Origin of the sequence: Rhizobium sp. BK289 (assembly GCF_014193575.1) — a bacterium.
GTDB lineage: Bacteria > Pseudomonadota > Alphaproteobacteria > Rhizobiales > Rhizobiaceae > Rhizobium > Rhizobium tropici_C.
This window is the reverse complement of sequence record NZ_JACHZO010000001.1, coordinates 45013-71728: the sequence shown is the minus strand read 5'-3', so window position 1 is coordinate 71728 and position 26716 is coordinate 45013. Positions and strand designations below refer to the sequence as shown.

Annotated in this window: 19 protein-coding genes and 1 riboswitch; of the genes, 5 read left to right on the top strand and 14 right to left on the bottom strand. The window is 61.1% G+C overall.

The genetic code is table 11. The features are described 5' to 3' along the window. Positions 1-2: 2 nt before the first annotated feature. The 5 genes from FHT84_RS00305 to FHT84_RS00285 all read right to left on the bottom strand — a co-directional run bounded on the left by FHT84_RS00305 (position 3) and on the right by FHT84_RS00285 (position 8740). Positions 3-1175, bottom strand: coding sequence for an extracellular solute-binding protein (locus FHT84_RS00305; RefSeq protein WP_183761246.1), 1173 nt, complete (start codon positions 1173-1175; stop codon positions 3-5). A 48-nt stretch (positions 1176-1223) separates the two neighbouring features. Then, a complete protein-coding gene (locus tag FHT84_RS00300) occupies positions 1224-2321 on the bottom strand; it encodes an ABC transporter ATP-binding protein (protein WP_112344518.1) in 1098 nt (365 codons plus the stop codon). 1 nt (position 2322) lies between these two features. Further along, positions 2323-4386: a hydantoinase/oxoprolinase family protein gene (locus tag FHT84_RS00295; RefSeq protein ID WP_112344517.1), complete on the bottom strand. Its 2064-nt coding sequence runs from the start codon at positions 4384-4386 to the stop codon at positions 2323-2325. Beyond that, entirely contained in the window at positions 4383-6074 is a 1692-nt protein-coding gene (locus FHT84_RS00290; protein WP_112344516.1) for a hydantoinase B/oxoprolinase family protein, read from the bottom strand. The genes FHT84_RS00295 and FHT84_RS00290 overlap by 4 nt, the downstream gene beginning before the upstream one ends. 98 nt (positions 6075-6172) lie before the next feature. After that, entirely contained in the window at positions 6173-8740 is a 2568-nt protein-coding gene (locus tag FHT84_RS00285; RefSeq protein ID WP_246698433.1) for a LuxR C-terminal-related transcriptional regulator, read from the bottom strand. A gap of 433 nt (positions 8741-9173) precedes the next feature. Between FHT84_RS00285 and FHT84_RS00280 the strand changes: the two genes are divergently transcribed. Then, positions 9174-10505 carry a DUF882 domain-containing protein gene (locus FHT84_RS00280; protein ID WP_348647332.1) on the top strand — a complete coding sequence of 444 codons (1332 nt, stop codon included), beginning with the start codon at positions 9174-9176 and terminating at the stop codon, positions 10503-10505. A gap of 29 nt (positions 10506-10534) precedes the next feature. On the opposite strand, the gene FHT84_RS00275 is transcribed toward FHT84_RS00280, so the two are convergent. Continuing rightward, the gene (locus FHT84_RS00275) at positions 10535-11233 is read right to left on the bottom strand and encodes a CerR family C-terminal domain-containing protein (RefSeq protein ID WP_113250301.1); all 699 of its coding nucleotides are present in this window, start codon (positions 11231-11233) and stop codon (positions 10535-10537) included. 132 nt (positions 11234-11365) lie between these two features. Between FHT84_RS00275 and FHT84_RS00270 the strand changes: the two genes are divergently transcribed. From FHT84_RS00270 to FHT84_RS00255, 4 genes are read left to right on the top strand one after another with little or no spacing between them, the layout of a single operon-like run. Beyond that, positions 11366-12376 carry an efflux RND transporter periplasmic adaptor subunit gene (locus FHT84_RS00270; protein WP_112344513.1) on the top strand — a complete coding sequence of 337 codons (1011 nt, stop codon included), beginning with the start codon at positions 11366-11368 and terminating at the stop codon, positions 12374-12376. Between the two features lie 12 nt (positions 12377-12388). Continuing rightward, the gene (locus FHT84_RS00265; protein ID WP_112344512.1) at positions 12389-14149 is read left to right on the top strand and encodes an ATP-binding cassette domain-containing protein; all 1761 of its coding nucleotides are present in this window, start codon (positions 12389-12391) and stop codon (positions 14147-14149) included. Beyond that, entirely contained in the window at positions 14146-15297 is a 1152-nt protein-coding gene (locus tag FHT84_RS00260; protein WP_112344511.1) for an ABC transporter permease, read from the top strand. Before FHT84_RS00265 ends, FHT84_RS00260 begins: the two co-directional genes overlap by 4 nt. A gap of 2 nt (positions 15298-15299) precedes the next feature. Continuing rightward, positions 15300-16421: an ABC transporter permease gene (locus tag FHT84_RS00255; protein WP_112344510.1), complete on the top strand. Its 1122-nt coding sequence runs from the start codon at positions 15300-15302 to the stop codon at positions 16419-16421. 60 nt (positions 16422-16481) lie between these two features. Here the strand turns inward: FHT84_RS00255 and FHT84_RS00250 are convergent, their stop codons facing one another. The 8 genes from FHT84_RS00250 to FHT84_RS00215 form a co-directional block, all read right to left on the bottom strand. Continuing rightward, entirely contained in the window at positions 16482-17576 is a 1095-nt protein-coding gene (locus FHT84_RS00250; RefSeq protein ID WP_112344508.1) for an LLM class flavin-dependent oxidoreductase, read from the bottom strand. Between the two features lie 204 nt (positions 17577-17780). Continuing rightward, on the bottom strand, positions 17781-18545 hold the full coding sequence (locus tag FHT84_RS00245; RefSeq protein ID WP_112344507.1) for an ABC transporter ATP-binding protein: 765 nt from the start codon (positions 18543-18545) through the stop codon (positions 17781-17783). After that, entirely contained in the window at positions 18542-19579 is a 1038-nt protein-coding gene (locus tag FHT84_RS00240) for an iron chelate uptake ABC transporter family permease subunit (RefSeq protein WP_112344506.1), read from the bottom strand. The genes FHT84_RS00245 and FHT84_RS00240 overlap by 4 nt, the downstream gene beginning before the upstream one ends. A 2-nt stretch (positions 19580-19581) precedes the next feature. Continuing rightward, positions 19582-20598 (bottom strand): ABC transporter substrate-binding protein, encoded by a 1017-nt coding sequence (locus FHT84_RS00235; RefSeq protein ID WP_145644312.1) that lies wholly within the window; start codon positions 20596-20598, stop codon positions 19582-19584. A gap of 163 nt (positions 20599-20761) precedes the next feature. Further along, positions 20762-21018: riboswitch (cobalamin riboswitch) on the bottom strand. A gap of 81 nt (positions 21019-21099) precedes the next feature. Continuing rightward, positions 21100-22194, bottom strand: a complete 1095-nt coding sequence (locus FHT84_RS00230; protein ID WP_112344504.1) for a diguanylate cyclase — start codon at positions 22192-22194, stop codon at positions 21100-21102. A 408-nt stretch (positions 22195-22602) separates the two neighbouring features. Further along, positions 22603-23823: a patatin-like phospholipase family protein gene (locus tag FHT84_RS00225; RefSeq protein WP_183761252.1), complete on the bottom strand. Its 1221-nt coding sequence runs from the start codon at positions 23821-23823 to the stop codon at positions 22603-22605. Positions 23824-24127: 304 nt separating this feature from the next. Continuing rightward, a complete protein-coding gene (locus tag FHT84_RS00220) occupies positions 24128-25639 on the bottom strand; it encodes a hypothetical protein (RefSeq protein WP_183761255.1) in 1512 nt (503 codons plus the stop codon). Next, on the bottom strand, positions 25626-26642 hold the full coding sequence (locus tag FHT84_RS00215) for a nucleoid-associated protein (protein ID WP_183761257.1): 1017 nt from the start codon (positions 26640-26642) through the stop codon (positions 25626-25628). The genes FHT84_RS00220 and FHT84_RS00215 overlap by 14 nt, the downstream gene beginning before the upstream one ends. Positions 26643-26716: the final 74 nt, after the last annotated feature.

Here is a 26716-nt window from a genome sequence, read left to right as displayed (position 1 = left end):
CATCAGGCGTTGCGCAGCCTCTGCCACCACTCTTCGTAGAGTTGGAAGTTGTCCGGCCGGCAATTCTGCCAGTAGACTTTCCCGGAGAACTTGGCCTTCACATGGTCGGCGAGCTTGGCGACGTCGTCGGCCTTGTATTCGTCGGGATGGGCCTTGGCATAGGCGAGGTTGTTGTCGGTCGGCACGAGATAGCCGCGCGCCTTGCCCAGTTCGCAGCCATAGAGGCCGGCAAGCAATGCATCGACGAATTTATGGGCCGCCCCGGCCTTGCCACGCTCCGTGGCACCCTTGAGCAACACCGTATTGTTGCCCCAGCCTTCATAGCCTTCGGCGGGTGCGGCATATTCCACCTGAAGCCCGCGCTTGCGGCCTTCATAGACAATCGGTTCCCAGCCGGTCATGGCGTCGACCTCTTCGTTCGCCACCAGCTGCACGCCCTGCTCCCAGCCATTCCAGAAGGTCCGGAATTGCCCGTCCTTCTTGTGCTTGATCAGGAATTCCATCACGAGGCCGAGCTCGGATTCCGTCAGATTGCCCGGATCCTTGATTGGCTTGTTTTCTGCTTCCTTGAGATAGATCGCCGTGAAGATGGCGCTGTTGATCCAGGCGTCCTCCATCGCGACCCGGCCTTTGAGCTTGGGATCGAAGATGACGCCATAGCTGTCGACCTTCCCGAGCTTGTCGGGGCGGTAGATGATGGAGTCGGCGTTGACGACGGTCGGGATACCATATTGCTTGCCTTCATAGGTCAAGGTCGGTATGTCTTTGGCCCATTGCCAGATGCCTGCGAAATTCGGGATCTTGGACACGTCCCAGGGCGTAATCAGCCCTTGCTTGGCGAGCTCCCTTTCAGCGCCGCCCTGAAAGCCGCCGACATCGAAAAGATCATTGGCATTGCCGGCGGCAAGGCGCGCGACGACCGGGCCGACATCATTGCCGTTATCGGTGAATTCGGGCGAAACGCCGCTCTGGCGCGCAAATTCCTGCCATTTGTCGCCGATGTCGAGCGTCGCCGTGGCCCAGAATGCAACCGTCGCGTCATCGGCCATGGCCCGCGTCGCGGTCAACCCACCAAAGGAAAGCGCGGCCGCACCCGCACCCATCAGTTTGAGCATGTCACGGCGCTGCATGTTGCTCCTCAAGGCGGAGGAGGCAAGATCTCTATCTTTGTTCATCGTGTCATTCCCTTCCCTTATTTTTCGCTTGTTTCAGCCATTCGGGTCCTACTCATCGCCTGAAGCCAGGGCCGGTATTCCGGAACGATCAATCAAGAGCGCAGCACCCGGCTTCAGATGCACACGCACGCTTTCGCCCGGCAAGGGCGGTGTCTCATCCGCGCTGGTCGTTAGCACCACGCGCTGGCTGTCGGCGAAAGCGAGCGTAACGTCATGGCTGAGTCCGCGATAGATACTTTCGACAACCTTAAGTTCAATTGTTTCGGCCGCTATCGCGGCAGCCGGGACAAGCTCAATTCGGTCTGGACGGATTGCAACCAGAGCATCAGACGGCGGCGGCGCTCCGGAAAAACTTGCGCTCAGCCGTTGGCCGGCAATCGTGGCAACGGCCTTTTCGCCGGAAACCGTAATATTTTCGGGCTTCAGAAGCGTATCGATACCGACAAAGCGCGCAACGAAAGCATTGGCCGGCGCCTCGAAAAAGCGGGACGGCACATCGGTCTGCTCGATGCGTCCCTTGTGCATGACCGCCATGCGATCGGAAAGGCTGAGCGCCTCGTCCTGATTGTGGGTAACGAGAATGAACGTCGCGCCGGTACGCTTGTGCAGCCGCCCGAATTCGTCGCGCATCTGCTGGCGCAACCGCTCGTCAAGTCCGGTCAGCGGTTCGTCGAGGAGGAGGATGCCCGGCTCCATGACGAGCGCGCGGGCGAGCGCCACGCGCTGGCGCTGGCCGCCCGAAAGCAGATTGACGTCGCGATCGGCAAAGCCGGAAAGTTCGACGAGATCCAAGGCATTCTCGACCTTGGCCTTCAGCCCGGCACCGGCAAGTCCACGCAACTTCAGCCCATAACCGACATTCTGCGCGACATTCATATGCGGGAAGAGCCCGAGCGACTGAAACACGGTATTGACCGGGCGGCGATTGGCCGGAACGCCGGCCATATCTTTCCCATCGAAAAGAACGCGGCCCGACGTCGGCCTGTCGAAACCGCCGATCAGCTTCAAAAGCGAGCTCTTGCCGCAACCGGACGAGCCGAGCAGCGTAAAGAACTCCCCTGCCCTGATATCGAGCGTCACGTCGTCGACGGCCCGCATCGGCCCGAAACTCCTGACGATATGGTCGAGACCGATCGCAATCGCCATATCAGACGCTTCTCCCATCGCATTCGCGGATGAGCAGCAGCCCCTCCCTGCTCACTTCAAGCTCCTGTCCGGCAGCCACCAGCGAGGTGGCAGTCGCCTCCTCGATGAGAAGCGGGCCGGCGATCTTCTCGGAAGCGGGCAGTTTCGTGCGTTCGTAGACGGGGCAGGATACCCAACCAACCGTGCCGCCGAAGTAGACCTTGCGATGACCCTTGAAGGCCGCATCCAGCGAACGGCCGGCGCGATCGAGTTTCGGGATGGCGATGACCGGACCGTGAAGCACCGCCTCCAGATGGATCATGGTGATTTCGACCGGGGAGCCGGGCAGTCGGAACGTATAGGCGCGCTCATGCGCTGCATGGAAACGTTCCGCAAAGCTTTCGGCGTCGTCGTCCATTTCGAACAGGGCGAAGACGCCGTGTTCCTGGCCGCGATAGCGGGCCTCGACGCGGCAGACGTAGCGGATCTCGGCCGCATCTCCCTTGGAGAAATATCTGACCGCATCCCGTTTCAACTCGTCGAACCGGCGCTTGAGATTGCCGACGGCCTCCGATGCGAGGGGCGCAAACCAGGTGCTGCGGAAATCTGCGCGCGGCTCGGCTGCCAGCATACCCCAGGCGGAAAAGATGCCGGGATGCGGCGGCACGACCGTCACCTTCACACCGAGATCACGCCCGAGACCTGCGGCAAGCGCAGGACCGGCGCCGCCGGAAATGACAAAAGCGGCGTCGCGCGGATCGTGCCCGCGCTGAACCGTCACGAGCTTCAGCGCGTTGATCATCGACGCATGGGCGATCTCGACGATGGCAAGCGCCGCATCCTCGACCGACAGGCCCATCGGCTTGGCAATCGTCGCAATCGCGGCGGCGGCCTTGGACTTGTCGAGCTGCATCTGCCCGCCGGCAAAGCTCGCCGGATCGAAGATGCCGAGCGTCAGCAAGGCGTCGGAAAGAGTCGGTTTGTCTCCGCCTCTTCCATAGCAGGCCGGGCCAGGTATCGAGCCGGCGCTTTCCGGCCCCACGCAGAGCGCGCCGCGCTCGTCGATGCGAGCGATTGATCCGCCGCCGGCGCCGATCTCGACGATATCGACCACCGGCACCTGCACCGGGTAGCCGGGCGCGATGCGGGTATGCTCGAGCTTGTATTCACTGTCGAGCGTCGGCCGGCTGTCGTGAATCAAGGAACATTTTGCAGTCGTGCCGCCGACATCGAGCGACAGCACTTCCGATTCAGCCATTACAGCACCGATGCGTGCGGCACCCGCAACACCACCCGCGGGCCCGGATTCGACAAGCGTCAGCGGGCTCATCTGGGCCTGATCGAAAGTGGAGATGCCGCCATTGGACTGCATCGCATAGTAGGGGCAGGTGAGGTCGCGCTCCATCAGCGCGCTTTCGAGCCGGGCGAAATAGCGCTTGATGATCGGCTGCACATAGGCGTTGAGCACCGCCGTATTGGAGCGCTCATATTCCCGCCATTGACGGGAGACCTCGTGGCTGGCGCAGACAGTCACATCCGGCAACGCCTCGGCAATCGCCTTGGCGCAGGCGATTTCGTGCTCGGGATTGACGTAGCTATGGAGGAAGATCACGGCCACCGCCTCGACCTTGCGGGCGCGGCACTCGCGGATGATCGCCTCGACATCGCCAAGCTCGATGGGTGTCAGCACCTGGCCCTTGGCATCCATGCGCTCGCGCACCTCGAAGCGCAGGCTGCGGGGTACGAAGGGCTCCGGGCTTTTGAACCGGAGATTATAGAGATCGGGGCGATTGCCGCGGCCGATTTCCAATACGTCGCGAAAACCGGCGGTGGTCACCAGCGCCGTCCTGACACCCTTGCGTTCGGTGATCGCGTTGATGACGGTCGTTCCGCCATGGGCGAAGAAGATCACGTCGCGCGTCGAAAGCCCGTCCTTCTTCTCGGCAAGTGCGATCGCCGCAAGGACGCCTTCGGATTGATCGTGAACAGTCGTCAGGCTCTTGGCAGTGAAGATCTCACCCGTGCGCTCATCATAACCGACGAGGTCGGTAAAAGTACCGCCTACATCCGTCGCCAGTCTGATCATCCCGCCACCCTTTCTTCATATCCATATTGGCTGCGGGCCGCCTCGCGGGTGATGTAGCCGTCTTCGATGTCGCGACGGATATATTCCGGCTCGCGTGCGTGAGGCTCGCCCCAGCCGCCGCCGCCGCCGGTGATGATGCGCACGAGATCGCCGCGGTTCAGCCCGATATGCGGCTCGCGGCCGAAATTGCTGACCTTGCCGCCATCCTCCACCTGCAGGAGATTGATGCTGCCGGGCTTGCCTCCCTCGATGCCCCAGGGCGGCGTGTCCGTTCGCCCGAAGCTGCAATAGGCTGATACATCGTCTCCAAGAATCTCGTAATCGCGGATGACGCCGAAACCGCCGCGGCGGCGACCGGCGCCCGATCCTCCCTCGACGTTCAGCGCATAGCGGCGCACGAGCAGGGGAAAGCGCGCTTCGATCACCTCGACGGAATAATTGTAGGTGTCGCCATCGGTGAGCGCGATCAGCGCATTGGCGCCGTCGCCGTCCTTGCTCGCGCCCCAGCCGCCATGCTGCGGCTCGATATGGATGAACGGCTGCCCCGTCCCATCCCTGCCAGCGATATAGACGACGCAAAGGCTCGTATAGGAACCGGCGGAGAAGCGCTCGGGCATGAGTTTGGCGAGCGCCTTCCAGACGAGTTCGGAGGCATGCACCGAGCCTTCGTAATACCAGCCCGTAGGCGAAGGCTTTTCCGCCGTGAAAACCGAACCTTTCGGCGCGATGACGGTGAGCGGCCGGAACCAGCCCTCGTTGGACGGCGCCTCCGGCGCCACCAGCGCCTTGAAGATGGTGCGAACGGCCGATTGCAGCGCACCTGCCGCACAATTGATCGGCCCCGCGACCGCGGGCGGGCAGCCGGTGAAATCCGCCGTCAGCCGATCACCGGCGATCGTGACCGCCACCTGCACCCTGATAGGATCGGTGGTGACGCCGTCGCCATCGATAACGTCAGTCGCTTCGTAGACCCCGTCGGGCAGCGCGGCGATGGCGGCGCGCGCCTGCCTCTCGCTCACGGTCAGTAGGTGATCGAATGCGGTCTTCACGACGTCGGTTCCGTATTTGCCGGCCAATTCGGCCATGCGACGGGCGGCAACGCGAACGGTCGCCACCTGTGCGGTGAGATCGCCGATCGCAACGTCAGGCAAACGGACATTCTCGCGGATGATCCGCAGAACTTCTCCCGAAAAGCGATCGCTGCGCACGACTTTCACACCCGGCAACCGCAATCCTTCCTGAAAGACGGAGACGGCATTCGGCGCAAGCGAGCCGGGAACCGAGCCGCCGACGTCAAGATAATGAGCAACGTTGATGGCATAGGCCAGAATCCGCCCTTCGAAGAAGATCGGCTTGACGATGGCGAAATCGCAGGCATGCGTACCGCCGGAATAGGGATCGTTCGTCAGGAGAATGTCGCCATCTTCCAGATCTTCACCATAGAGAGCGATCAATGACTTGACCTGCGTGCCGAAAGTGCCGGTGAAGAGCGTGATGCCGTTCATCTGCGCCACGAGCTCCCCTTCGGGCGTCAGGAGACCGCAGGCAAAATCAAGCACCTCATAGATGACCGGGCTCATCGAGGTTCTGGCCATGACCACACCCATCTCGTCGACGGTGGCTGCCAGCTTGCCCTCGATAATCTCCTGCGTCACCGGATCGACGACGACCACGAATCTACCTCGCATTATAATATTCGCACGAGTGCAGATTAGGTGTTTTTTCGCCCATCGAAAGCCTTCCCGATGGGTGGGCACACATGCTGAAACCTACCCGTTCGGGTAGGTCACCTATTGAGCATGCCCTTTTGACGCGCTGCGGTGACGGCTGCCGTCCGCGTCGAGACGTTGAGCTTGGCGAAGATGTTGCGCAGATGGAATTTGATCGTGTTGTCGGAAAGCGCCAGCATCCGGCCGATTTCCTTGTTGGAAAGCCCGGAGCTCAGCAACTCCAGCACCATATGTTCCCGGCCGGTAAAGGCGGATCCGACGTCGGCAATGGCCGGCTCCTGCATCGTCTCGGCAGCCACGAGCAGAGACTGGAGACGCTTGCGGGTCACGTTTGCCACTGTCGGATGAGTGGCAAGTGAGCGAAGCTCACCAAGGCCCGCTACATGATCAAGATGCAGCAAGGCGCGATAGTCGTCGAGCGGCATCGTCAGCACAAGATCGGAAAGGCGGGCGGCGGCGACATCGGCACGGTCCTCAGCGAGCAGAATCCCTATGTCGATGAGAGCAAGCTCGATCGCGCGCGGAATATGCAGGCGCTGGGATTGACGCGTTCTGAACTGATCGAAGACCTCGCGCGCCTTGGAAACTTCGCCGAGCGCCAGATAAGCGCGCGTCCAGAAAATTGCCGGGGTCGCGCCGCGCAGATGAATGGAAAGCAGATTGGCGCGATCCGCAACGATAGCCTGTATGCCGAAACCGTTGGCCTCGGCGTGCCGGATCGCCTGGTCAAGATCACCCGATGCCATGAGAAGCATGGCACGCTCGCCATCGATCAGGCGGCTGAGCCGATCGAAGCCGCGCCGCCGCGCCGCCGCACGGATGCGATCCATGGCGGCGTGAGCCGCCAGGAAATCCTCATGCATGCGCAAGACCCGTTGTTCGGCCATGAAACCCGCTGCGAGAAGATCAAACCATGTATCGTGGCGCTCGAGATGCGGCAGCGCCCATTCCAGCATGCCGGCCGCGGCCTCTGCCTCGCCCCCCATCGATAGCACTTCCGCCTTCAGAACCTGGCCGACCGCGTCGAGATCGCTGCCGGGACCGATATTGGCTTGTGCTTCGCAGATCAATTCGTCGTAAGAGGCAAGCGCGCTCGCGCAATCGCCCGACAGAAAGAAGGCCTGGCCGATATGCGTGTAGAGATGCATCGCACCGAAATCGGCACCGCCGTCGCGAAAGGCGCGAATGGCGAGATGACCGTAATGCAGCGCCCGATCAAGTTCGCCTCGGATCAGGAAATTGTAGGACAGCATATTGAGCGCCAGCGCGCGATGGATGAGTTCCATGCCATCCGGCTGCTGCAAATCATCTTCCAATGCCGAGAGATCGGCCGTGCTCGCCCAGTGATCCGTATAAAGCGCAAGGAGAATGCGCACGACGCGCAGGTCTTTCGCAAGGATCGGATCACCGGAGGCGGCACGCTCGGCCGTGGCGAGATAGTGATTGGCTGCGGCAAGCTGTGCCGCTTTGGCATGAAAAATCGAAAGTCCTAGCGTCGCGAGGGGAAAGCGGACCAGATCGATCTCCGAGGCATGTCCGCTCAAGGCCTGGAAAAGCGTTGCGCCGCCCCGCGTGGTGGCATAGACACGCCTCCATCCGCCGGCGGTTTCGACGATACGCGCTGCAAGATTGGCGTTATCCGCCAAAAGCGCGTGATGGACGGCGCGGTCTATATCGCCATGAGCCTCGAACCAGTGTGCTGCACGGTTCAGCGCACGGTTGGCATCGATACCCCTGCGGCCGGCGGTTCTCTTGAGAAACTCGTTGAAGACCGGGTGGAACCGCATCCAGTTGCCCGGCCCGGCAAGCAGCGTCACCGGAAGGGCGTACTCATTCAGCCGCTCGATCAGGCCCGCGTCCTCGCCGGTTTCCAGCACTGCCTCGAGAAGCGGCCGATTGAAGGCCGGCAAGGCCGCAGTCTCGATCAGAAACAAGCGGATATCCTCGGGCAGATGCTCAAACACCTGCTCCGAGAGATAAGAGCCCATATCCGCGCCGCCTCCGTCGAAGGAGGCGAGAATGGTATCGCTTTCCTCGGATTCCGCAACCAGAAGGCTCACCATCTGCAACGCGACCGCCCAGCCCTCCGTGCGGCGATTGAAGGAGCCGACCTGCTCTTCGGTCAGATGCGCGCCCTTGCCCTCAAATAATTCCCGCGCCTCGGCATCGGAAAAACCGAGTTCGGCCACGCCGAACTGCTTGAATTCGCCACGCAGCCGCAATGCCGACAGAGGAAAGCGCGGCGGACTGCGGCTGACCAGCACCAGCTTGACATGCTCGAGCGAAAGATCGGCAAGGATCTTTGCCATCAGGGCCTCGGTCGCATCCGTCTGAGCAAAGTGATAGTCGTCGAGGAAGATGACGAGCGGCTCTTCGATCTTGCGCAGGCGCGTCCCGAGCACGGAAAGAAGCGCTGTAGCCGGCAGATTGCCGGCATCCGCACCGTCCTCGTTCGAGAGCGTCTGCAGGGCATCGATCAGAGCGAGCAGGAAAGCTTCCTGGCTCGTATGCTCGGCATCGAGCGACACCCAGCACAGCTTGACCCGATCTTCCTTCAACAACTCGTACCATTGGACGGCGAGCGACGTCTTGCCGTAACCGGCCGGCGCGACGATGGTCGTCAAACGACGCAGCCCGGCGCGCCGGAGCTGCCGCAACAGGTCGCTGCGTCTAATAGTTTGCTGCCCGCTGGACGGGGGAGCAAATCGATTCTGTCCACTCATGGGGCCGGATGATGCTGTCTTGGCAAGCAGTTTGCAACCCGCGCGAAAACGTTTGCAAAGCCGGTTAATCTCGATCGTTCAGAAGACTACGCCTACATGCAATAGTTGATTTTTCTCGCCACTGCAACGAAAAGCGTGAGACCCTCGAAGCGGGATCGATCGAGACGAAAGCCGGCCAGCATCCCCTGTCGACATGCCGGAGAGCACAAAATTTTGCCGGTTGCGACTATAAACGGTCCGTTAGGGATTTGTTGACCATAATTGGAGGTATAGCGATGCCGCAGGCGCGGCGCCTCTGAGTTCTGTATCTGTTAGCAAGGCGAAAGTCGTATCCGTGCATCACGCGATCTTTTCCATTCCGGCGACAACTTTCGCCATCGCCTCTTCCTTCGTCGCTTGCCGGCTGGCGCTGATCGCGATGCTGATGCTTGGCGCCTTTGCCGGCTCGGCTGCGGCCGAAGACCGGGCACTCAAACTCTTCTTCACCCATACCGGAGAAAGGGCGACCATCGTCTTCAAGCGCGGTGGTAAATATGATCCGAGGGGCCTTGCTCAGATCAACCGCTTCTTGCGCGACTGGCGAAAGAACGAACCGACCCGGATCGCTCCGGAATTGCTTGATCTGGTCTGGGAAGTCTATCAACGCAGCGGCGCCAGGGAATCCATACACGTCGTCTCGGCCTACCGCTCTCCCTCCACCAACAGCATGTTGCGCAACCGCTCGCGTAGCTCCGGCGTCGCAAAGCACAGCCAGCACACGCTCGGCAAGGCGATGGATTTCTATATTCCCGGCGTCAAGCTTGCGAGCTTGCGCGCCATCGCCATGCAGATGCAGATCGGCGGCGTCGGCTTCTATCCCAACTCCGGCTCGCCCTTCGTGCATCTGGATGTCGGCAGGGTACGAGCCTGGCCGAGAATGTCACGCCAGGAACTGGCACGGCTTTTCCCGAACGGGCAGACGCTGCATGTGCCGGCGGACGGCAGACCGCTGCCGGGCTATGAGGTGGCGGTCGCGCAATCCAGGAAGCGGCCATCCCAGGTGAGCAGCAGGATCGCGACCGCGGTGGAGGACGATGATGATGCCGGATTGTCGGCTGCATCTCGCAGCGGCATGCCCGACAGCAGCCTTATGACCAGCATGCTGCCGACGCCTAGGAATCGAGCCGTGAACGGGCTGGAGGCTCAGCTCGGCAAGCGCGTGGCCGAGGAAAGCAAGGAGCAGCCCTTCGCCGATCTGGCCGCCTATGCCATTCCGCTGCCGGCATGGCGGCCAACCAGCAGTATCGTCGTCATCCCGACGGCCGCGCCTGAAAGACCAGCCGCTCCTGTTGTGCTGGCAAGCCTGGTAGTGGGACGCAACGAGGCTGGAAAACTCGTCATGTCGGACAACACGAAGAATACGGACGACAACGCCATGGCAAAGATGCAGCCAATAGCGCAGGTGCCAAGCTCCGCCGCGCAGCACGTATCCGGCGGCGTCGGAGCCATGTCGACGGGGGCCATCGTCGCCTGGGCGTTGCAGCCGCCGGGCACGGCAGTCGACATGACGCTCCCGAGCCTCGTCAGTGCGCCAATACCGATGCATGAGGATATGGCCGACATTCAGGACGGAGCCGCCTATGAGGGTGACGACTTCGATGTCGAGCGGTTCGGCTTCGAAGGCTGAGGCCGCCTTCGCCCCGCTCCATTGGCAAATCAGTTCGATGCATCCGATGGTCGGTCCGCGTGCTCCGACAAGGAAAGATGCGCGAGGCCGCCAAGCGTAAAGCGAACCAGCCGGTCCGCCAGCTCCTCGTCCGTAGTCGCATCCCGCCCAAGCGCAGGAATGATCTCGGAGACGCGTTTTTCGGCCACCAGAAGCATGAAGCAGGGCGCCATCGTCGAAAGCGCTGCCTGAGCGACGAGCGGATGGTCCGGTGGCACGCCAAGGATCTGGGCGATGACACCAAACAGCAAAGCTTTCTTCGGCTCGATCTCCTCGCGGCGGAGCTTGTCGATATGAGGCGTGGGCGCGATCAGTTCGCGCACGATCACCTTGGCCGGCCATGAACTCTCATTTCCTGTCCTGACGACCGTGACCAGCAAACCGATGAACCGGCGCAGCTTCTCCTTCGGGTCGATGTCCGCATTGATCATGCGGGCAAGCACATCGTAACTCATCAGGCGATGATGGGCCTCGGCAAGAACATCTTCGTACAAAGCCTCGATGCCGCCGAAATGATAATTCACCGCGGCCGCATTCGTCCCGGCGCGCAAGGCGATTTCCTTTGCGGTCGCGCGGTCGAAGCCGAATTCGGCGAAAACGGCGCCGCCGGCTTCGAGCAGGCTCGTGCGCGTGGCCGCCCCGTCCTGCCGATCTCGTGACCGCGCCGTTCGTCTTATGCCTCTGGCCATTGTCTTTGCCTTCCATTAATTCAAATATTAATTTGAAATTTGAATTTGACAAGTGTTATAATCTGCTGCGGATCAATCTCGGTCACAATTCGTTTCACCAGAGCCGACCGCTCGTTCGGAGTTCAACAAAGCATGCAGCGTGTCATCGTCATCCTGGTCCTGTTGATTGCAGTCGCGGGCGGTGCCTGGTGGTATCTCCATCGGGATAACGGCGCGAACGATCTCGTTCTCTATGGAAATATCGACTTCAGACAACTCACTCTCGCCTTCAATGGCAGCGAACGTGTGGCTGAAGTCCTTGTCGAAGAGGGAGCGCAAGTCAAGAAAGACCAGATCGTCGCCAGACTGGATACCAGCCGGCTCCGGCCGCAGGTCGCCCAGGCGGAAGCGCAGGCTGCCAGCCAACGCGCCAATCTCACCCGCCTCAAAAACGGCAGCCGCCCCGAAGAGATCGCCCAGTCCCGTGCCAATGTCGAATCCGCCAAGGCAGAGGCCGTCAATGCCCGCGCCCAGTTCGAGCGTCAGAACGCGCTCGCTCCCAAGGCAGCCGTCAGCCAGCAGGCCCTGGATGAAGCCCGTTCGGCCGCCGCCGTCGCCGACGCCAAGGTCATCGCAAACCAGAAGGCGTTGGATCTGCTCGTTGCCGGCTCGCGCGTGGAGGATATCGAGGAGGCCGAAGCGCAGCTGAATGCGGCTGAGGCCAATGTCGCGCTCCTCCATCAACAGCTTGCCGACGCCGAATTGAGAGTGCCCGTCGACGCTATCGTACAGTCCAGGCTGATCGAACCCGGCGAGATGGCGTCTCCCACGCGGGCTGCCTTTTCGCTTGCGACCATCAGCCCGAAATGGGTGCGTGCCTATATCTCGGAAACCCAGCTTGGGATGCTCCGTCCCGGCATGAAAGCCTCCGTCACCGTGGACTCGCTGCCAGGGCGGACGATCGGGGGATGGATCGGCTTCATTTCCTCCGTTGCCGAGTTCACGCCGAAATCGGTGCAGACGGAGGAATTGCGCACGAGCCTCGTCTACGAGGTCAGGGTCTTCGTCGACGATCCCGACAATATGCTGCGGCTCGGCATGCCGGCAACCGTCCGGCCGCTTCCGGGCGAACAGTCGGCTCCGCCAACCGCGCAGCGGCAATAGAACGAGGATGCCATGAGCGCCGGCGATCTCTCGGTGACAGCAAGCAAGCTTTGCAAGTCGTTTCATCGGGACACCGGAGAAACGGTCGACGCGCTTGCCGATGTCTCGCTCGATGTCCGCAAAGGCGCGCTGACGGCGCTCGTCGGCCCCGATGGCGCCGGCAAGACGACGTTGCTGCGCCTGGCATGTGGCCTCATCGCACCCGATAGCGGCAGTCTGCGAGTGATCGGCTTCGATATCGCCACGGAGCCGCAGCATGTTCAGGACCGGATCGGCTATATGCCGCAGAAATTCGGCCTCTATGAGGATCTGAGCGTTCAGGAGAACCTTGATCTCTACGCCGATCTGCATGGCGTGACGCAATCGAAGCGCGACGAAACCTATCCGCGCCTCTTCGAGATGACGCAGCTCGGGCGCTTCAAGGAACGGCCGGCGGGAAAATTGTCTGGCGGTATGAAGCAGAAGCTCGGCCTTGCCTGCACCCTCGTGCGAGCACCCGAACTGCTGCTGCTCGACGAGCCCACCGTCGGCGTCGATCCGCTGTCGCGGCGCGAGCTCTGGGAAATCGTCTTCAAGCTCGTCAAGGAGGACGGGCTCTCGGTGATCGTGGCGACCTCCTATCTCGACGAGGCCGAACGCTGCGAACACGCCGTGCTCATGCATGCAGGCAAGATCCTCGATCAGGGACCGCCTGCCGACATAACGAAGAAGGCTGACGGCTGCTGCTTCATGGTTCCCACACCGGAGAACATGCCGGCAAGATCGCTGCAGGCCCGTCTTTTCGCCCTGCCTGATATTATCGATGCCGTCCCGGAAGCCGGCCGGGTCAGGATCGTGCGCAGGCCGGAGCAGAAGGACGAGCCGCTACGGCTGGATGAAACCAAGCTCGATACCGAAAGCGTCGAGCCCCGGTTCGAAGACGCCTTCATGATGCTATTTTCCGCCGTCGTCGGCAACGCCGAGCGCCAGATGCGCACCGGCCAGCCATCCGACCATAGCGACGGCGATGAAACCGTCGTCGAGGTTCACGACCTCGTCCGGAAGTTCGGAGATTTCACGGCCGTCGACCATGTCAGCTTCAGCGTGCGCAAGGGAGAGGTCTACGGTCTTCTTGGCCCGAACGGAGCAGGAAAAAGCACGACATTCCGCATGCTTTGCGGCCTGCTCCCCGCAAGTGGCGGCACGTTGATGGTCGCCGGCTCCGATCTGCGCAGAGCGGGTGCCAAGGCCCGAGAGCGGCTGGGCTATGTCGCGCAGAAGTTTTCGCTCTACGGCCAGTTGAGTGTCGACGAGAATCTGGAGTTTTTCGCAAGCGCCTATGGGCTGCGCGGCAAACACAGGAGAGACAGGATCGCCGCTTTGAAGAACCAGTTCGAACTCGACCAGTTCTCCAGGCTGCCCAGCGGCCAGCTGCCCGGAGGCTTCAAGCAGCGGCTGGCGCTTGCCGCGGCCCTGCTGCACGAGCCGGATATTCTCTTCCTCGACGAAGCGACCAGCGGTGCCGATCCGCTGGCCCGGCGGCAATTCTGGGGCCGGATCACTGCCCTGTCCGAGCAGGGCGTGACCGTCATCGTGACGACGCATTTCATGGAAGAAGCCGAATATTGCGACCGGATCATCATCCTGGATGCCGGCAAGAACCTGGCTGAGGGAACGCCGGTCGAAATCCGCGCCCATGCCGGGGCACGCGGCGAGACGGCGGCAACGATGGAGGAGGCCTTTATCGCGATCGTCGAGCAGGAGCGTCACAAACAGGCGGAGAAGGCGGCATGAGCGAACCCGCAGACAGGCCTGGCCACGGATTGCGCGCAGCCCTGCGCCGCGTCCGTGCGCTCATCCGCAAGGAGACATGGCAGCTCCTGCGCGACCCGAGCAGCATCGCGATCGGCATTATCATGCCGGTGGCGCTGCTGATCCTGTTCGGATACGGCATCAATCTGGACGTCAAGAACGTTCCCGTTGCGATCGTCATGGAAGAGAACTCGGCCGAGGCGCGCGGGCTGGCCTCGGCCTTCGAGCTTTCCAGCTATTTTTCGCCGAAACCGGTCAAGACGATGGCCGAAGCCGAAAAGATGCTTCTGTCATCGGAGGTAAGGGTAATCCTGCGCATTCCATTGGATTTAGCGCGTAAAATGGCCTTGGGCAACGGCGAAGTACAGGTGGTCGTCAACGGCAGCGATGCCAACACCGCCCGCATTTCGCTGAGCTACGCCGAAGCTGCCGTCGGCGTCTGGAACGCCAAGGAAGTGTCCCGCAAAGGGGCGGCTACCGGCAGCGGTGTGACGATCGAGTCCCGGCTTTGGTTCAACGAAGCCAATGACAGCAGCTATTTCCTCGTCCCAGGCCTCGTCGTCCTCGTCATGACGCTGATCGGCGCGCTCCTGACCGCGCTCGTCATGGCGCGGGAATGGGAACGCGGCACTTTCGAGGCGCTGTTCGTCACACCCGTCCGTTCGAGCGAAATCCTGCTCGGCAAGACAGTCCCTTACTTTCTTCTGGGGCTTGCCGGGCTTGCGCTCTGTGTCGTCGGCAGCCGCCTGCTCTTCGGCGTGCCCCTTCGAGGGTCGCTGTTGATCCTGACCGTCGTCTCCATGCTCTATCTTCTGGTGGCGCTCGGTCTCGGTCTTGCCATATCCTCCGTCACGAAGAACCAGTTCATCGCCAGCCAGGTGACCGTTCTCGCCACCTTCCTGCCGGCAATGATGCTCTCGGGCTTCATGTTCGATCCGCGAAGCATGCCTTGGGCCGTGCAGATCATCACCTATATCTTCCCGGGCCGCTACTTCGTCACCCTGCTGCAGACCTTGTTTCTGGCCGGCAATATCTGGAGCGTCATCCTGCCCAATGCCGCCGTGCTGGCCGGCATGGCCACGGCGCTCCTGGCGCTTGCCGTGCGCATGACCCGCAAAAGGATCGGCTAGCCATGTTCATTGCATCGCTTCTGCGCATCGCTACCCTGATCCGCAAGGAACTCCTCGTCATCCTGAAGGACCCGAGAAGCCGGGCAAGCATCATCGTCCCGCCCATCCTCCAATGTCTGATCTTCGGCTATGCCGCCACCTACGACCTCAACACGGTTCCCTATGCGCTCGTCGACCAGGACAGGACGACGGCATCGAGAAATCTCATCGCAAAGATCGAGGGATCCGGCATCTTCGAAAGGGTGGCGACGTTGGCGCAGGCGGGCCAGGCCGTCAGGCTGCTCGATGCCAAGCAGGCCGTGCTGATCATCGTTGTCGAGCGTGATTTCGAGAGGCAATTGGAAGGCGGCGCCCCCGGCGCGGTACAGGTCATCGCCGACGGCCGGAATTCCAATACGAGCGGCATTGCGCAGGGCTATGCCAACACGATCGTCGGCGACTTCACCTCCGATTGGCTTGCACAGAAGGGCGGTTCCGGCAAAGCCGTTCAGGTAACGACGCGCGCCTGGTACAATCCGCAGCTGGAAACGCGCTGGAGCATGGTCCCATCGCTCATCGGCACGATCACCATGCTGATGACGATGATGCTGACCGCCATGTCCGTCGCGCGCGAGCGCGAGGAAGGAACCTTCGACCAGTTGCTCGTGGCGCCCTTCACGCCGACCGAGATCATGATCGGCAAGGCCGTCCCCTCGATGATCGTCGGCATCACCCAGGCATCGACGATCCTGCTGGTGGCCTTGTTCTGGTTCCGCATCCCGTTTGCCGGCTCATTCCTGACGCTTTACCTTGGGCTCAGCCTCTTCCTCGCGGCGGCCATCGGCTTCGGACTGTTTCTGTCCTCGGTTGCCGGCAATATGCAGCAGGCAATGATCCTCGGCTTCGTCTTCCTGATGCCTTTCATGCTGCTGTCCGGCCTGATGTCGCCGACCGACAACATGCCGAAGGTTCTGCAATATGCGACGATGATCAATCCGCTGAAATATGCGATCAGCATCACGCGCGGCGTCTATCTAGAAGGTGCCGGGCTCGACGCGCTTTTTCCCGACATGCTGGCGCTGGTCGTGATCGCCGCGGTGACCATGCCGATTGCCGCCTGGATGTTTCGTCACCGGTTGAACTAGCGCAACTCCAGGAAGGCACACCGTGTGGTGCGTCGACCTCGGCGTGGACGATATCCGCCGTTATTCGACCCGCAACCCCGCCTTCTTCAGGAGTGGCGTGACCCGGTCGCAGAAGAAGGGCAGCTCATAGGTGTAGTTGACGAAGGACATGGCAATCCCGGAATAGCCCCGTTCGGCAATGGCTATCATGTCTTCGACAATTCTTTCCGGCGTACCGACCAGCGGATAGCCACCCGCGCCGCCTGCAAACCGCTTGCGATAGCGATCGTAGGCTTGCGTGTCATGCGACTGCGAGAATTCCTTCTTGCCGGCCATATGGGCGTCGACCGCCTCATGGTCGGCAAGCGTCACGGCATAGCGTTCGTAATAGTCCTCTGCCTCCTGCTGGCTTTCGCGGCAGACGACATGGCAGACGGTATAGGCGCCGATATCGCGGCCGAGCTTCTCGGCCCGCCCCTTGATATCCTCGACATGCTTGCCGGCTTCGGAAAGCTCGGTGAAGGTGGTGAAGAGGTAATCGCACTTCTTCGCCGCGAAATCCCGACCAGGCGCGCCGAAAGCCGCGTTCATGGTGACCGGCCGCGGCGATTGCAGGCTGGTCGGTCGGCTCACCACATCCTTCAGTCTGTAATAGGTGCCATCGTAGTCGAACGGTGCATCCGACGTATAGGCCCGTTCCATGATATCAAGCCATTCATCCGCCTGGTCATACCCTTTCTCGACCAGCGGCACCCCGAACATGCCGAACTCCTTCGGGTTCCAGCCGCAAACGATATTCAGGCCCGCGCGGCCGCCGCTGATATGATCGACGGTCGCGAGCGCCTTCGCCGCATAGAGCGGATGCACGAGTGGCACGTGAACGGTCATAAAAAGGCCGATCCGTTCCGTGACGGAGGCAAGGCCCGCCGCCCAGGTAAAGGTTTCGAAGGACCATTCGCGTACTCGATTCTTGCCGCCGAAGCCCTTCCAGCGCGCGATCGGAAGGAAGAAATCCAGCCCGCCACGATCAGCGATCTGTGCGGCGTTCAGATTGTCCTCCCAGCGAGCCTGCCAGCGCTCCGGCACGTCGGTAATGGCAAGCCCCCCGTCCGCATTGGCGGAAAAGACGCCGAGTTTCAATTTGCTGGGACCTTTCAGCGGATGCGGCTTGATCATGCTGTTCCTCCTTCTGCGGGCGGAACGCATTGCCTCCATCTGTTCCAACCGTCGTTGCCGGACGGAGAGATGAGCCTTGTTCCCCTTGGGCCAGCACTGTCGATCCATCGGTCGGAAAAAACAAGTTTAAACCTAAACTATTTTTACGCGCGGATTGAAACGGCTCGATGCGAGCGAGAGATCAATGCTTCCGCTTAAACGAGGTCAACCCGCCATATACTGGATGTTGCAGCGGCCATGGACCGAGGATTTCTGGACATGCGCCCGGACACCGAAAACCCTTTCGATCAATTCCTGCGTCAGCACCTGTTCCGGCGGGCCGGCGGCGACAACCTCGCCATTTTGGAGCACGGCCAGGCTGTCGCAGAACATGGCCGCGAGATTGAGATCGTGCAGCGCGACGATCGAGGTGACGTCGAGCTTGGAGATAAGGCCGAGAATATCGAGCTGATGCTGGATATCGAGATGGTTCGTCGGTTCATCGAGCAGCAGTTCGCTCGGCGTCTGGGCGAGCGCTCTCGCGATATGGACGCGCTGCCGCTCGCCGCCGGAGAGTGTCTGCCACAGCTGACCGGCGCGGCCCTGCATGCCGACGCGCGCAAGCGCATCCACAACCGCCGCATCGTCATGTGCGCTCCAGGACGAGAGAGGCCCGCGATGCGGCGTGCGGCCGAGACGCACGACGTCCATAACCGTCACCTGGGTATCGGTCGTCGCCTGCTGTTCGACGAGCGCGATGCGGCGGGCGATATCGCCGCGTGAAATCGAGGCGATATCGCTGCCGCCGAGCCGGATGACGCCGCTCTTGACCTTCCTCAAGCGGCAGATCAGCCGCAGCAGGCTGGACTTGCCCGAGCCGTTCGGGCCCAGAAGGCCGAGGACCCTGCCCTTTTCCACCGCCAGACTGACGCCGTTGACGATCAACGTATTGCCGGCGGCAAAAGTGACTGTGTCGACCGCGATGCTCATGCCGTCCTCCGGGCGCGATAGAGAATGATGGCGAAGGCGGGCGCCCCGAACAGGGCGGTGACCACGCCGATCGGCAGGATCTGCTGGGGAATGATGATCCTCGAGACGATATCGGCACCGACCATGAAGATGGCGCCGGCAAGTGCTGCTGCCGGCAGCAGCCGATCATGGCTTGGCCCCACCATGAAGCGGGCGGCATGCGGGATGACGAGGCCGACGAAACCGATGGAGCCGACGATGCTGACGACGGCTGCCGTCATGAAGGCAGTCACGCCGAGCAGCACGATCTGCGCGCGCCGCACCGCAATCCCCAGCGAAGCGGCCGCATCCGTGCCGAAGATGAACGCGTCGAGCACGCGGACATGCGCCATGCAGATGGCAAAACCGAGAATGGCGACCGGTCCGGAAAGATAGACATCCGGCCAGCGCACGCCGCTCAGCGAACCGAGCAGCCAGAACATGACGCCCCTCGCCTGCTCGGCATTGGCCGACGTGGTGACGATATAGGAGGTCAGCGCGTTGAAAAGCTGCGAACCGGCGACGCCGCACAGGATAATGCGCTCGCTCGTGCCGCCAACACCCGTAGCAAGCAGGCCGACGAACAGGAAAGCGACGATCGCACCCAGAAAGGCGCCGCCGGAAAGGCCGAGAATGCCATAGCCGAGCCCGAGGATCATGATGCAGACCGCCCCGGTCGAGGCGCCCGCTGAAATGCCGAGCACATAAGGTTCGGCAAGCGGATTGCGCAACAGGGCCTGCAGGATCACGCCGCTCAATGCCAGCGAGGCGCCGGCGCTGGCGGCGACGAGCGCCCGGCTCAGGCGATAATCCCAGACGATGCCCTGATGGATCCGGCTGAGCTCGAAACCTGTTCCGAACAGCCGGTTCGATACGGCCTTTGCAGTGGTCGACAGCGGGATGGAAATCTCGCCGATCGACACCGCAAGGCTGATCATGAAGGCCAGAAGTATGAAGGCAGCCAGGGCAAGCACCAGCAGCGTCCACCATGGCCGTCGTTCCGCGGTAAGACGCATCGTCACCGCGCCAGACCGAAGGATCTAATGCCTTTGGCCAGGATTTCGATGCCGTCGATGGTCCGGATCGTCGGGTTCATCGACTGAGCATCCATCAGAACGAAATGCTTGTTCCTGACAGCGTCGAGCTGGCTGGTGACCGGATCCTTCTCGAGGAATTCGAGCTTGACCTTCGGGTCGTCAGCCGCATAGCGGCGGCGGTCCATGGTAGCGATGACGATCACGGCCGGATTGGCCTGCGCGATGGTCTCCCATCCGACCAGCGGCCATTCTTCCTCGGTCGTGACGACATTCCTGGCACCGATCGTCTTCAGGATATAGGCCGGAGCGCTGTTCTTGCCCGCGATAAAGGCATCGCCGCCAACCTCCTTGCTGGAGAACCAGAACACGATCGGAAGGTCCTTGGACTTTGCGGCTGAAATCGAGGCGACCGCATCCGCTTCGCGCTTCTTCAGGTCGGCGATCAGGGCATCGCCGCGATCCTCGACATCGAAAATCTCAGCAAGTTCACCGATCTCCTGGTAGATCAGGTCCATCGTGAACAGTTCCTTGCGCACGCCATCGCCGCCATCGGCATTGACCTTGGCGACGCAATCGGTCGGCGCGATATAGGTGTTGATGCCGAGCTCGGAAAACTGCTCGCGCTTGCCGACGGAGCCCTGCGGGCCGACATGCCATTCGAATTCGGCTGCCACCAGATCCGGCTCCTTGCCGACAACGGATTCGAAACTCGGATCATTGTCGGCAAGCCGCGGAATCCTGGCGTTGGCTTCGGCGTATTGCGGCAGGACGGGTCCGACCCAGACCGCCGTTCCGGCGATCTTGTCGGCAAGGCCGAGCGAGAAGAGAATCTCGGTCATGCCCTGCCCGATCGAAACGATCTTGGCCGGAGCCTTCTGGAAGGTGACCTTCTGGCCGCAATTGCTGATGGTGAGAGGATATTGGGTCGCGGCCAAACCAGAAGCAGCAAAACCAGTCAGGCCGAATGCAAAAGTAATCGTCGTCAAAAAATGGCGCATGAGAGATCTCGATAGGAAGGAAACTGGACGGCGTCAGCGCGATCGCGCTCAAGAAGAGCGCCGACGGCTGCGGGGATCCCAATCAAGACCGATGGATGTCTGAAAGTGTCGAAGGCTCAGGTCAATCATTTTCTCTGTCCCTTCCGGGCATCCCCGCCCGGCTGATTGGATCGCGATCGACGGCAGGTCTCCTGGCTTGCGGATATCTGACGATCATCTACCTTCCCGCAAGCATGCTTGCAGTGGCATGGCTCAAGGCCCTGGAAGGAAACCAGCGGGCTGGTCGCTCCCGGATGATCGGCAATCCGCTTACAGTTGCGGGGGCAGCCACGGCCTAGGTCCCTCTTGGGTCGCCCTCACCGTGTTCCCTATTAATCCCCGCGGAGTCTTCCTTGGGGAACCGTCGCGTCCAGTTATGCCGGATGGCACCTTCCCGTCAAGGACGCTTAGATGCGATAAAGCGAGCGCGCAGCTGTCAGATCCGACATCCGTGCGGCAGGATTAGGCGGCGTCAGCCAATTCCACGCGATTTCGCCCGCCCGCCTTGGCGCGATAGAGCGCCTTGTCGGCAGCCTCGAGCACATGCTTGAAGTCGGCGGTCGGTTCGTGGGAGCAGGCAATGCCGATGCTGACCGTGACGCGGATGCTCTCCTGCTCGAACATCAGGATTGTCGCTTCGATATCCTTGCGGATTTTCTCCGCGATAGCGGTAGCGGCCCTGATATCGGTGTTCGGAAGCAGAACGACGATTTCCTCTCCGCCATAGCGGGCGGCAATGTCGGTCCTTCGGACGGTCTGCCGGATCACGTCCGCGACCCGCGCCAGAACCGTGTCGCCGAAGGAATGGCCCCAGCTATCGTTGATCTTCTTGAAGTAATCGATATCAAGCATGATGATCGAAAACGGGATGCGCCTGATGCCGGCTTCCTTGCTGCAGCGGTCCCCTTCCCGCTGCAGGACACGGCGATTGGGAAGTCTCGTCAGCGGATCGAGGCTTGCTTCGCTCTCAAGCGCGCGTTGGATGCCGATGCGATATTGCTCCCGCCCCAGCAGATCCGAGAGGAGAAAGACACCGATTATATTGACGATCGTGACCGGAAGCGTTGCCGAGAGCAGAAGTTCGCGCGCGACCGGCCACGGCAGAAAGACGAGAACCACGAGCGACGTACAGGTCGCCAGGCCGAACAATGCCGATCGCTTCCATCCCGTGCCGATCCAGTGCCGCGGCAGGAGGCTGAGCACATAGCCCGCGATCGCGACGATGAGGATCCCGGCAATGCCGCCGACCGCGCCCAAGCCGCCGATCATGAAGCGGAACAGACCCATCATCATCGCTGCAACAATGGTCCCCAACAGGCCGCCATAGACGGGCGTAAGGACGAGGAGGATGGAGCGGCCATCCTGAATGACGCCGGGCATCCATTGGATCGGATCAGCCATCGACAGGATGCCGACCACGCCGAACAGCAATCCGACCGCAACCGATTTCAAAACGCCGCGATCGATGATCCGGATAACCCAGGAATAGGCATAGACGATGATGGCCACCTGCCCCAGGACGCGTGCCAGGGACGGCAAATGGATTTCAATTCCCATAGCTATCCCCCATCCTTGCGAGGAGCCTCATCAATGGCATGCGCCGGCCATACTCGAAGTCGGCGCGCGATACCATGCGATCTCTATAAAATGGTTTACCGAACCTCTGCGACAGGACGTCGCGTGGGGCGGGACAGGGGATGGGGTCAGGATCGTAAATGATGATCATTGTCGTAACAGAACTTCGAAATTGATGCGTATCGATGCCACGGTGTCCGGCATCGCAATCCGAACAGTGGCGCATTTGCGGATTTTGGTGGATCATTTTTGAAGAACGTATGGATGACACGCGCTATCTGGCACGCAAAGTGAAGCGGTCAAGTGCGACCAGCAATTTTCCGCTTTAAGCTGCAGCCGATCGATGCAAGACCTGCACTGTAACGATGGTGAGCGCGATGCCGATCATGATCATGCCAACGGTCTTTTCGGGAAGGGCCAGGCCGGAGCGACCTGTCGCATCGGCCCATGATAGTTTGCGCGAACGCTTCGATCGCAGATCGCATATCCCCAATTCACCAGCTTTTCCGATACCTCGTCGCCGAGATTGCTGAGCCGGGTCGGTGCGCCAGAAAGGACCGCGACCTCCTTCGGTGAACATGGCAGCGCCGCTTCGGGCGCAAGTTTCGACGGGTCCGTATCGATTCCCCAATAGGCGCCGAAACGGCCGTATCCCTGTGCGGCGACCAGCGATGCCTCGTCGCTCAGCGGCGCGGCCGCCTTGAAGCGGCCGATGAGATCACGACGACGCAATGCCCTCACCTGGTTGTCGGTGACATCCAGAATCCGGCGAAGCTGGCTGACCCAATTGCGGCAAAGGCCGGAATTTCGGGCAAAGGGCGCACCGCCATCGCTGACAAAAAGAGTTGCGAAGCGCTTTACCAGCGGTTCGACCCCGTGATTGTCGTAGACGCCTCCGTCGGTGAGAATGACGGTCCTGCGAAAATCGCGGATCGCCGGGATCGGCTTGGACGGCGCCGTCGGCCAATCCTGAAAACTGCCGTCCGCGAACTTGAGCACCAGCGGTGACAGAATGGGCGGAAAGGCCGAAGAGGCGGCCACAGCCTGCGCCAACGGAAAATCCGGCCGGTCGAGCCGCCCGACGATGTAGTCGCCGGCATAGGCCTTGCCAAAGCGCCAGAGTACGCCGGTCTGCAAATTCGTCGCACAGAATATGAACTGCGGCTGGTCGGGCAGATCCTGAAGGCTGCGGCCCTGGAACAGATGCTTGTCGTAGGATTTCGCCACTTGCCGCGCGGCGGACGTTCCGGGCAGGAGCCCGATCACTGCATCCATGATGTCGATCCTTGCCCGGGCAAAAGCAAGCATCGGACTGACGAAGACATCGTTCATATTGGCAAAATCAGCCTTGACGAGATCGGGCCAAACGCTGGCGAGCCAGCCGGTGGTGATCGAACCGCCGGAAACGCTGGAGATGCGCTTTGCCCGCTGCAGAAGCCCAAGCTCTGCCAGGCGGAGGAAGGCACCGACGTGAAAGAGCATGGCCCGAAATCCGCCGCCGGACGCGGCAATGCCGATACCCGCCTCGAAACCGTTGCCGTCCCAACGGAAATCGGAGGCCGCTATGACCTCGCTTTCCGTGGATAGAGGTATCGCATCGATCTCACTCATGACCATGCCTCATTGTCGGCACCGGAAATCTCCAAGCCGGTCCTTTGCCGCCTGCGAACCCGTCGCACAGAACCGCTGATCTTCGATCATGACGAGATTGTCGCCATTGCCCGCTTCGCCGCTGGGCGACAGGTTGCGATCTCCCAAGTCGTTCGGCATGACGCGCGACCAATATCTTGACTGGCGCCATTCGCTCCTCCCCTGGCTGCCGTCTTGATCCATCGCTACCTGAAATTGGATCCACGATATTCTTTCCACAATCAAGCGCAATGGCCATTTTCAGCATTAGAGAAACTATAAAGCGTCAAGGTGGCTTGGTTGCCGGCGTGCCAGGAACCGGGGCCGCCTTCTGGAGAGCGGCGGGCTCGGGCCTATTGCTGGCCGCAGGCCCCGGCAGCGGTGATCCGGATGCCGGAGATTGCGACTGCCCCTGCCTGCCGACAGTCCCGCTATTGGCCGGCGGAACTTTCGCGGTTGCCGCGGTGTAGAACTGGTAACCGGCAAAGATGATGAGGATAGCGACCAGTGTGCCATAGACGTTACGAACCGTCTTCCGGACGCGATCATAGTCGGACACGCTGTTGCGGATCGGCGTTTCGCTGAACTCCTCGATCTCGGCCGCGCTCAGTACTTGATTCAATCGCAAGGCCCATATGGCGCGGGCACGGTCCTGGCCGGAAAAATAACCGGCATTGATGAAGGTCTGAACGCGAAAAGACAGGATCAGAAACGCCGCCGCGCCGATGGCGAACAGCCCTGCGATCCATGTATTGGGCGTCTTTGCGGCATCGGAGAGGATCTTGATCACGAAGGGCGTGGTGGCGACAGCCAGATCCTTCCACAAGGCGCCCGTCATATCCTGGGCTCGCTGGGTCGCCTTTTGCGCCTCGTCCACGACCGTCTTGCGCAAATCGGCAAGAGCCTTCAGCGTCTCCTTGCTGCCGGCCTTGACATAGGCGGCATAGGCGGCCTTCGCGGATTCAAGGCTGCCGTCTCCGAATTCCGCGAGGTTTCCCTGGCGATAGCTGCGCGCCCATTCCGCCGCCAGCAGGACGTGACGGGTCTCCGTGTCGCGCTCGCCGCCGGCAAATGCCCAAAACACACCTTCGTTGAGGCGGTCGAATATGGCGAGCAGTTCGAGAAGCGAGAGGCCGACCTTGCGGCTCGGCGGGCCGGAGAACTGATAGATCACATTCGGCGCGGCGCCATAGACCTGATCGGAAAGTGCCGCCATCAACCTGGGAGCCGCCAGTGAGCGCCAAGCCTCGAATGTCTGCGACGATTGCGCCGGATGATGCTGCAGCAGCCATGGCCGTATGTCTGCCGGCACAAGCCCCGCATTGCTGGCGTCATGGCTTATGCTTCGAGGATTGGGAAGTTCCGGCATCCGCTCGAACGGGGCGGGAGGTTGCTGCGTCCAAGGCTGGAATCTGGCGCCATAGGATGTGAATGCCTGATCCGCGGTCAGTTCGGCAACGCAGACAACCAGGCTGCTATCCAGGGCTCTTGACAGGCCTATCAGAGATTTTCCGTAGAAGAGCCGAAGAACGGCCTTCTGCGAGACCTTGTTGAGCGTAATGGCAAAAACCGTGCTCGGTGCCGGCACGTCACCGTCGTCAAGGGCGATGTCGGTGCCGTCACGCCGGATCGTGACGGATTCGAGAAAGGCTGGAATACTGGCGCGCAGGGCCAGCCATTCCGTTCTAAGAGCTGCGTCATCAAGCTTCGCTCTGACGATGATCAGTTCCGCATGTTCTTCGACTGGCTTCGTCGGCTGCGTTCGTGCGATAAGATCGAGGATCTCAGTTGGGGTCATCGGTCTCAATCGCCAGCTTGTCGTGGATGATGATCATGCCGTCTTCGGTCTTTTCGATCAGAGCGCGGAATTCGTTTGGCACGCGGATCTCGATGCCATTTTCGGTCTTGAAATAGAGTGTCTTCGGTCCCTTCACCTGATCGGGAACGAGCGCCATCGGCACTCCGGAGATCCGCTCTGTGGCGAGGCCGCGATTGAACTTGCTCAGCAGAGGGCTATCGTCCGCGAGCTTGTGCCCGATGACTGTCTCGAGAAAGGCGCGATGGTCGTCGCTGTCGATTTCGCCGCCTCCGGAGGCGGCATCGTAGGTCCGCTTGGTGAGTTCGCGCACCACTTCGCCGTCCACCAGGTCAGGATTGTCACCGATCACCTTGCGCGTGACATCGACCAATTTCTTCGTCAATTCGGCATTGCTCAATGTCTGTCGCGCACCCAGAAACGCCTCGAAATATTGTGCGACCTTCTGCTGGTTACGCCTGTCCAGCACGGTCAGCTCACCGCCCTTTTCGGACAGTTTGATAAGGGCTGCCTTTTGCAGCGCCGCCTTGTTCTGGACGAAGGTTCTCTGAAGCGCTTCGAGGCTGACCTTCTTCCGGCCGCCGCCGTCATCCTTCAGGTCGTAGGCGATGACTGTTTCGTCATCATATTTCAGAAGCGCGAACGATCGCGTTGCCTTCGCCTTCAGAGCAAACAACAGGATCGCCCCCTCGGCGGCGGTTCCGCCATGATGGGCTTGGAAATCCTCGGCCAGCTTTTCGCTTTCCTCCTGGAAAACGCTCGCATTCGAGGCGATGCGGCTGAGACGCTCACGCGTCGAAGACGCATCGGAAAAAGCATAGGGCAAGCCGCCATTCACCGACCGGATGCGATCGACGAAGAAGCTTTCGAATTCCCCGGGATCGACTTCCTCCAGCTTGATCAGACCGCTTTTGGGTCCGACAAGGTGGAAGATCATCCTTTCGATCTTGAGTTCGCTCAATTCGCTATCATCGAAAAATGCCAAGTGCCCCTCCCAAAGTGCCAGTGAACACTCAGAACAAGATAGCGTTGAAATGACACAAGGCGATATTCAAGCCT

Coding starts and splice junctions, on each gene's coding strand:
- FHT84_RS00305 (WP_183761246.1), bottom strand. CDS start 1,175: ATGAACAAAGATAGAGATCTTGCCTCCTCCGCCTTGAGGAGCAACATG.
- FHT84_RS00300 (WP_112344518.1), bottom strand. CDS start 2,321: ATGGCGATTGCGATCGGTCTCGACCATATCGTCAGGAGTTTCGGGCCG.
- FHT84_RS00295 (WP_112344517.1), bottom strand. CDS start 4,386: ATGATCAGACTGGCGACGGATGTAGGCGGTACTTTTACCGACCTCGTC.
- FHT84_RS00290 (WP_112344516.1), bottom strand. CDS start 6,074: ATGCGAGGTAGATTCGTGGTCGTCGTCGATCCGGTGACGCAGGAGATT.
- FHT84_RS00275 (WP_113250301.1), bottom strand. CDS start 11,233: ATGGCCAGAGGCATAAGACGAACGGCGCGGTCACGAGATCGGCAGGAC.
- FHT84_RS00270 (WP_112344513.1), top strand. CDS start 11,366: ATGCAGCGTGTCATCGTCATCCTGGTCCTGTTGATTGCAGTCGCGGGC.
- FHT84_RS00265 (WP_112344512.1), top strand. CDS start 12,389: ATGAGCGCCGGCGATCTCTCGGTGACAGCAAGCAAGCTTTGCAAGTCG.
- FHT84_RS00260 (WP_112344511.1), top strand. CDS start 14,146: ATGAGCGAACCCGCAGACAGGCCTGGCCACGGATTGCGCGCAGCCCTG.
- FHT84_RS00255 (WP_112344510.1), top strand. CDS start 15,300: ATGTTCATTGCATCGCTTCTGCGCATCGCTACCCTGATCCGCAAGGAA.
- FHT84_RS00250 (WP_112344508.1), bottom strand. CDS start 17,576: ATGATCAAGCCGCATCCGCTGAAAGGTCCCAGCAAATTGAAACTCGGC.
- FHT84_RS00245 (WP_112344507.1), bottom strand. CDS start 18,545: ATGAGCATCGCGGTCGACACAGTCACTTTTGCCGCCGGCAATACGTTG.
- FHT84_RS00240 (WP_112344506.1), bottom strand. CDS start 19,579: ATGCGTCTTACCGCGGAACGACGGCCATGGTGGACGCTGCTGGTGCTT.
- FHT84_RS00235 (WP_145644312.1), bottom strand. CDS start 20,598: ATGCGCCATTTTTTGACGACGATTACTTTTGCATTCGGCCTGACTGGT.
- FHT84_RS00230 (WP_112344504.1), bottom strand. CDS start 22,194: ATGGGAATTGAAATCCATTTGCCGTCCCTGGCACGCGTCCTGGGGCAG.
- FHT84_RS00225 (WP_183761252.1), bottom strand. CDS start 23,823: ATGAGTGAGATCGATGCGATACCTCTATCCACGGAAAGCGAGGTCATA.
- FHT84_RS00220 (WP_183761255.1), bottom strand. CDS start 25,639: ATGACCCCAACTGAGATCCTCGATCTTATCGCACGAACGCAGCCGACG.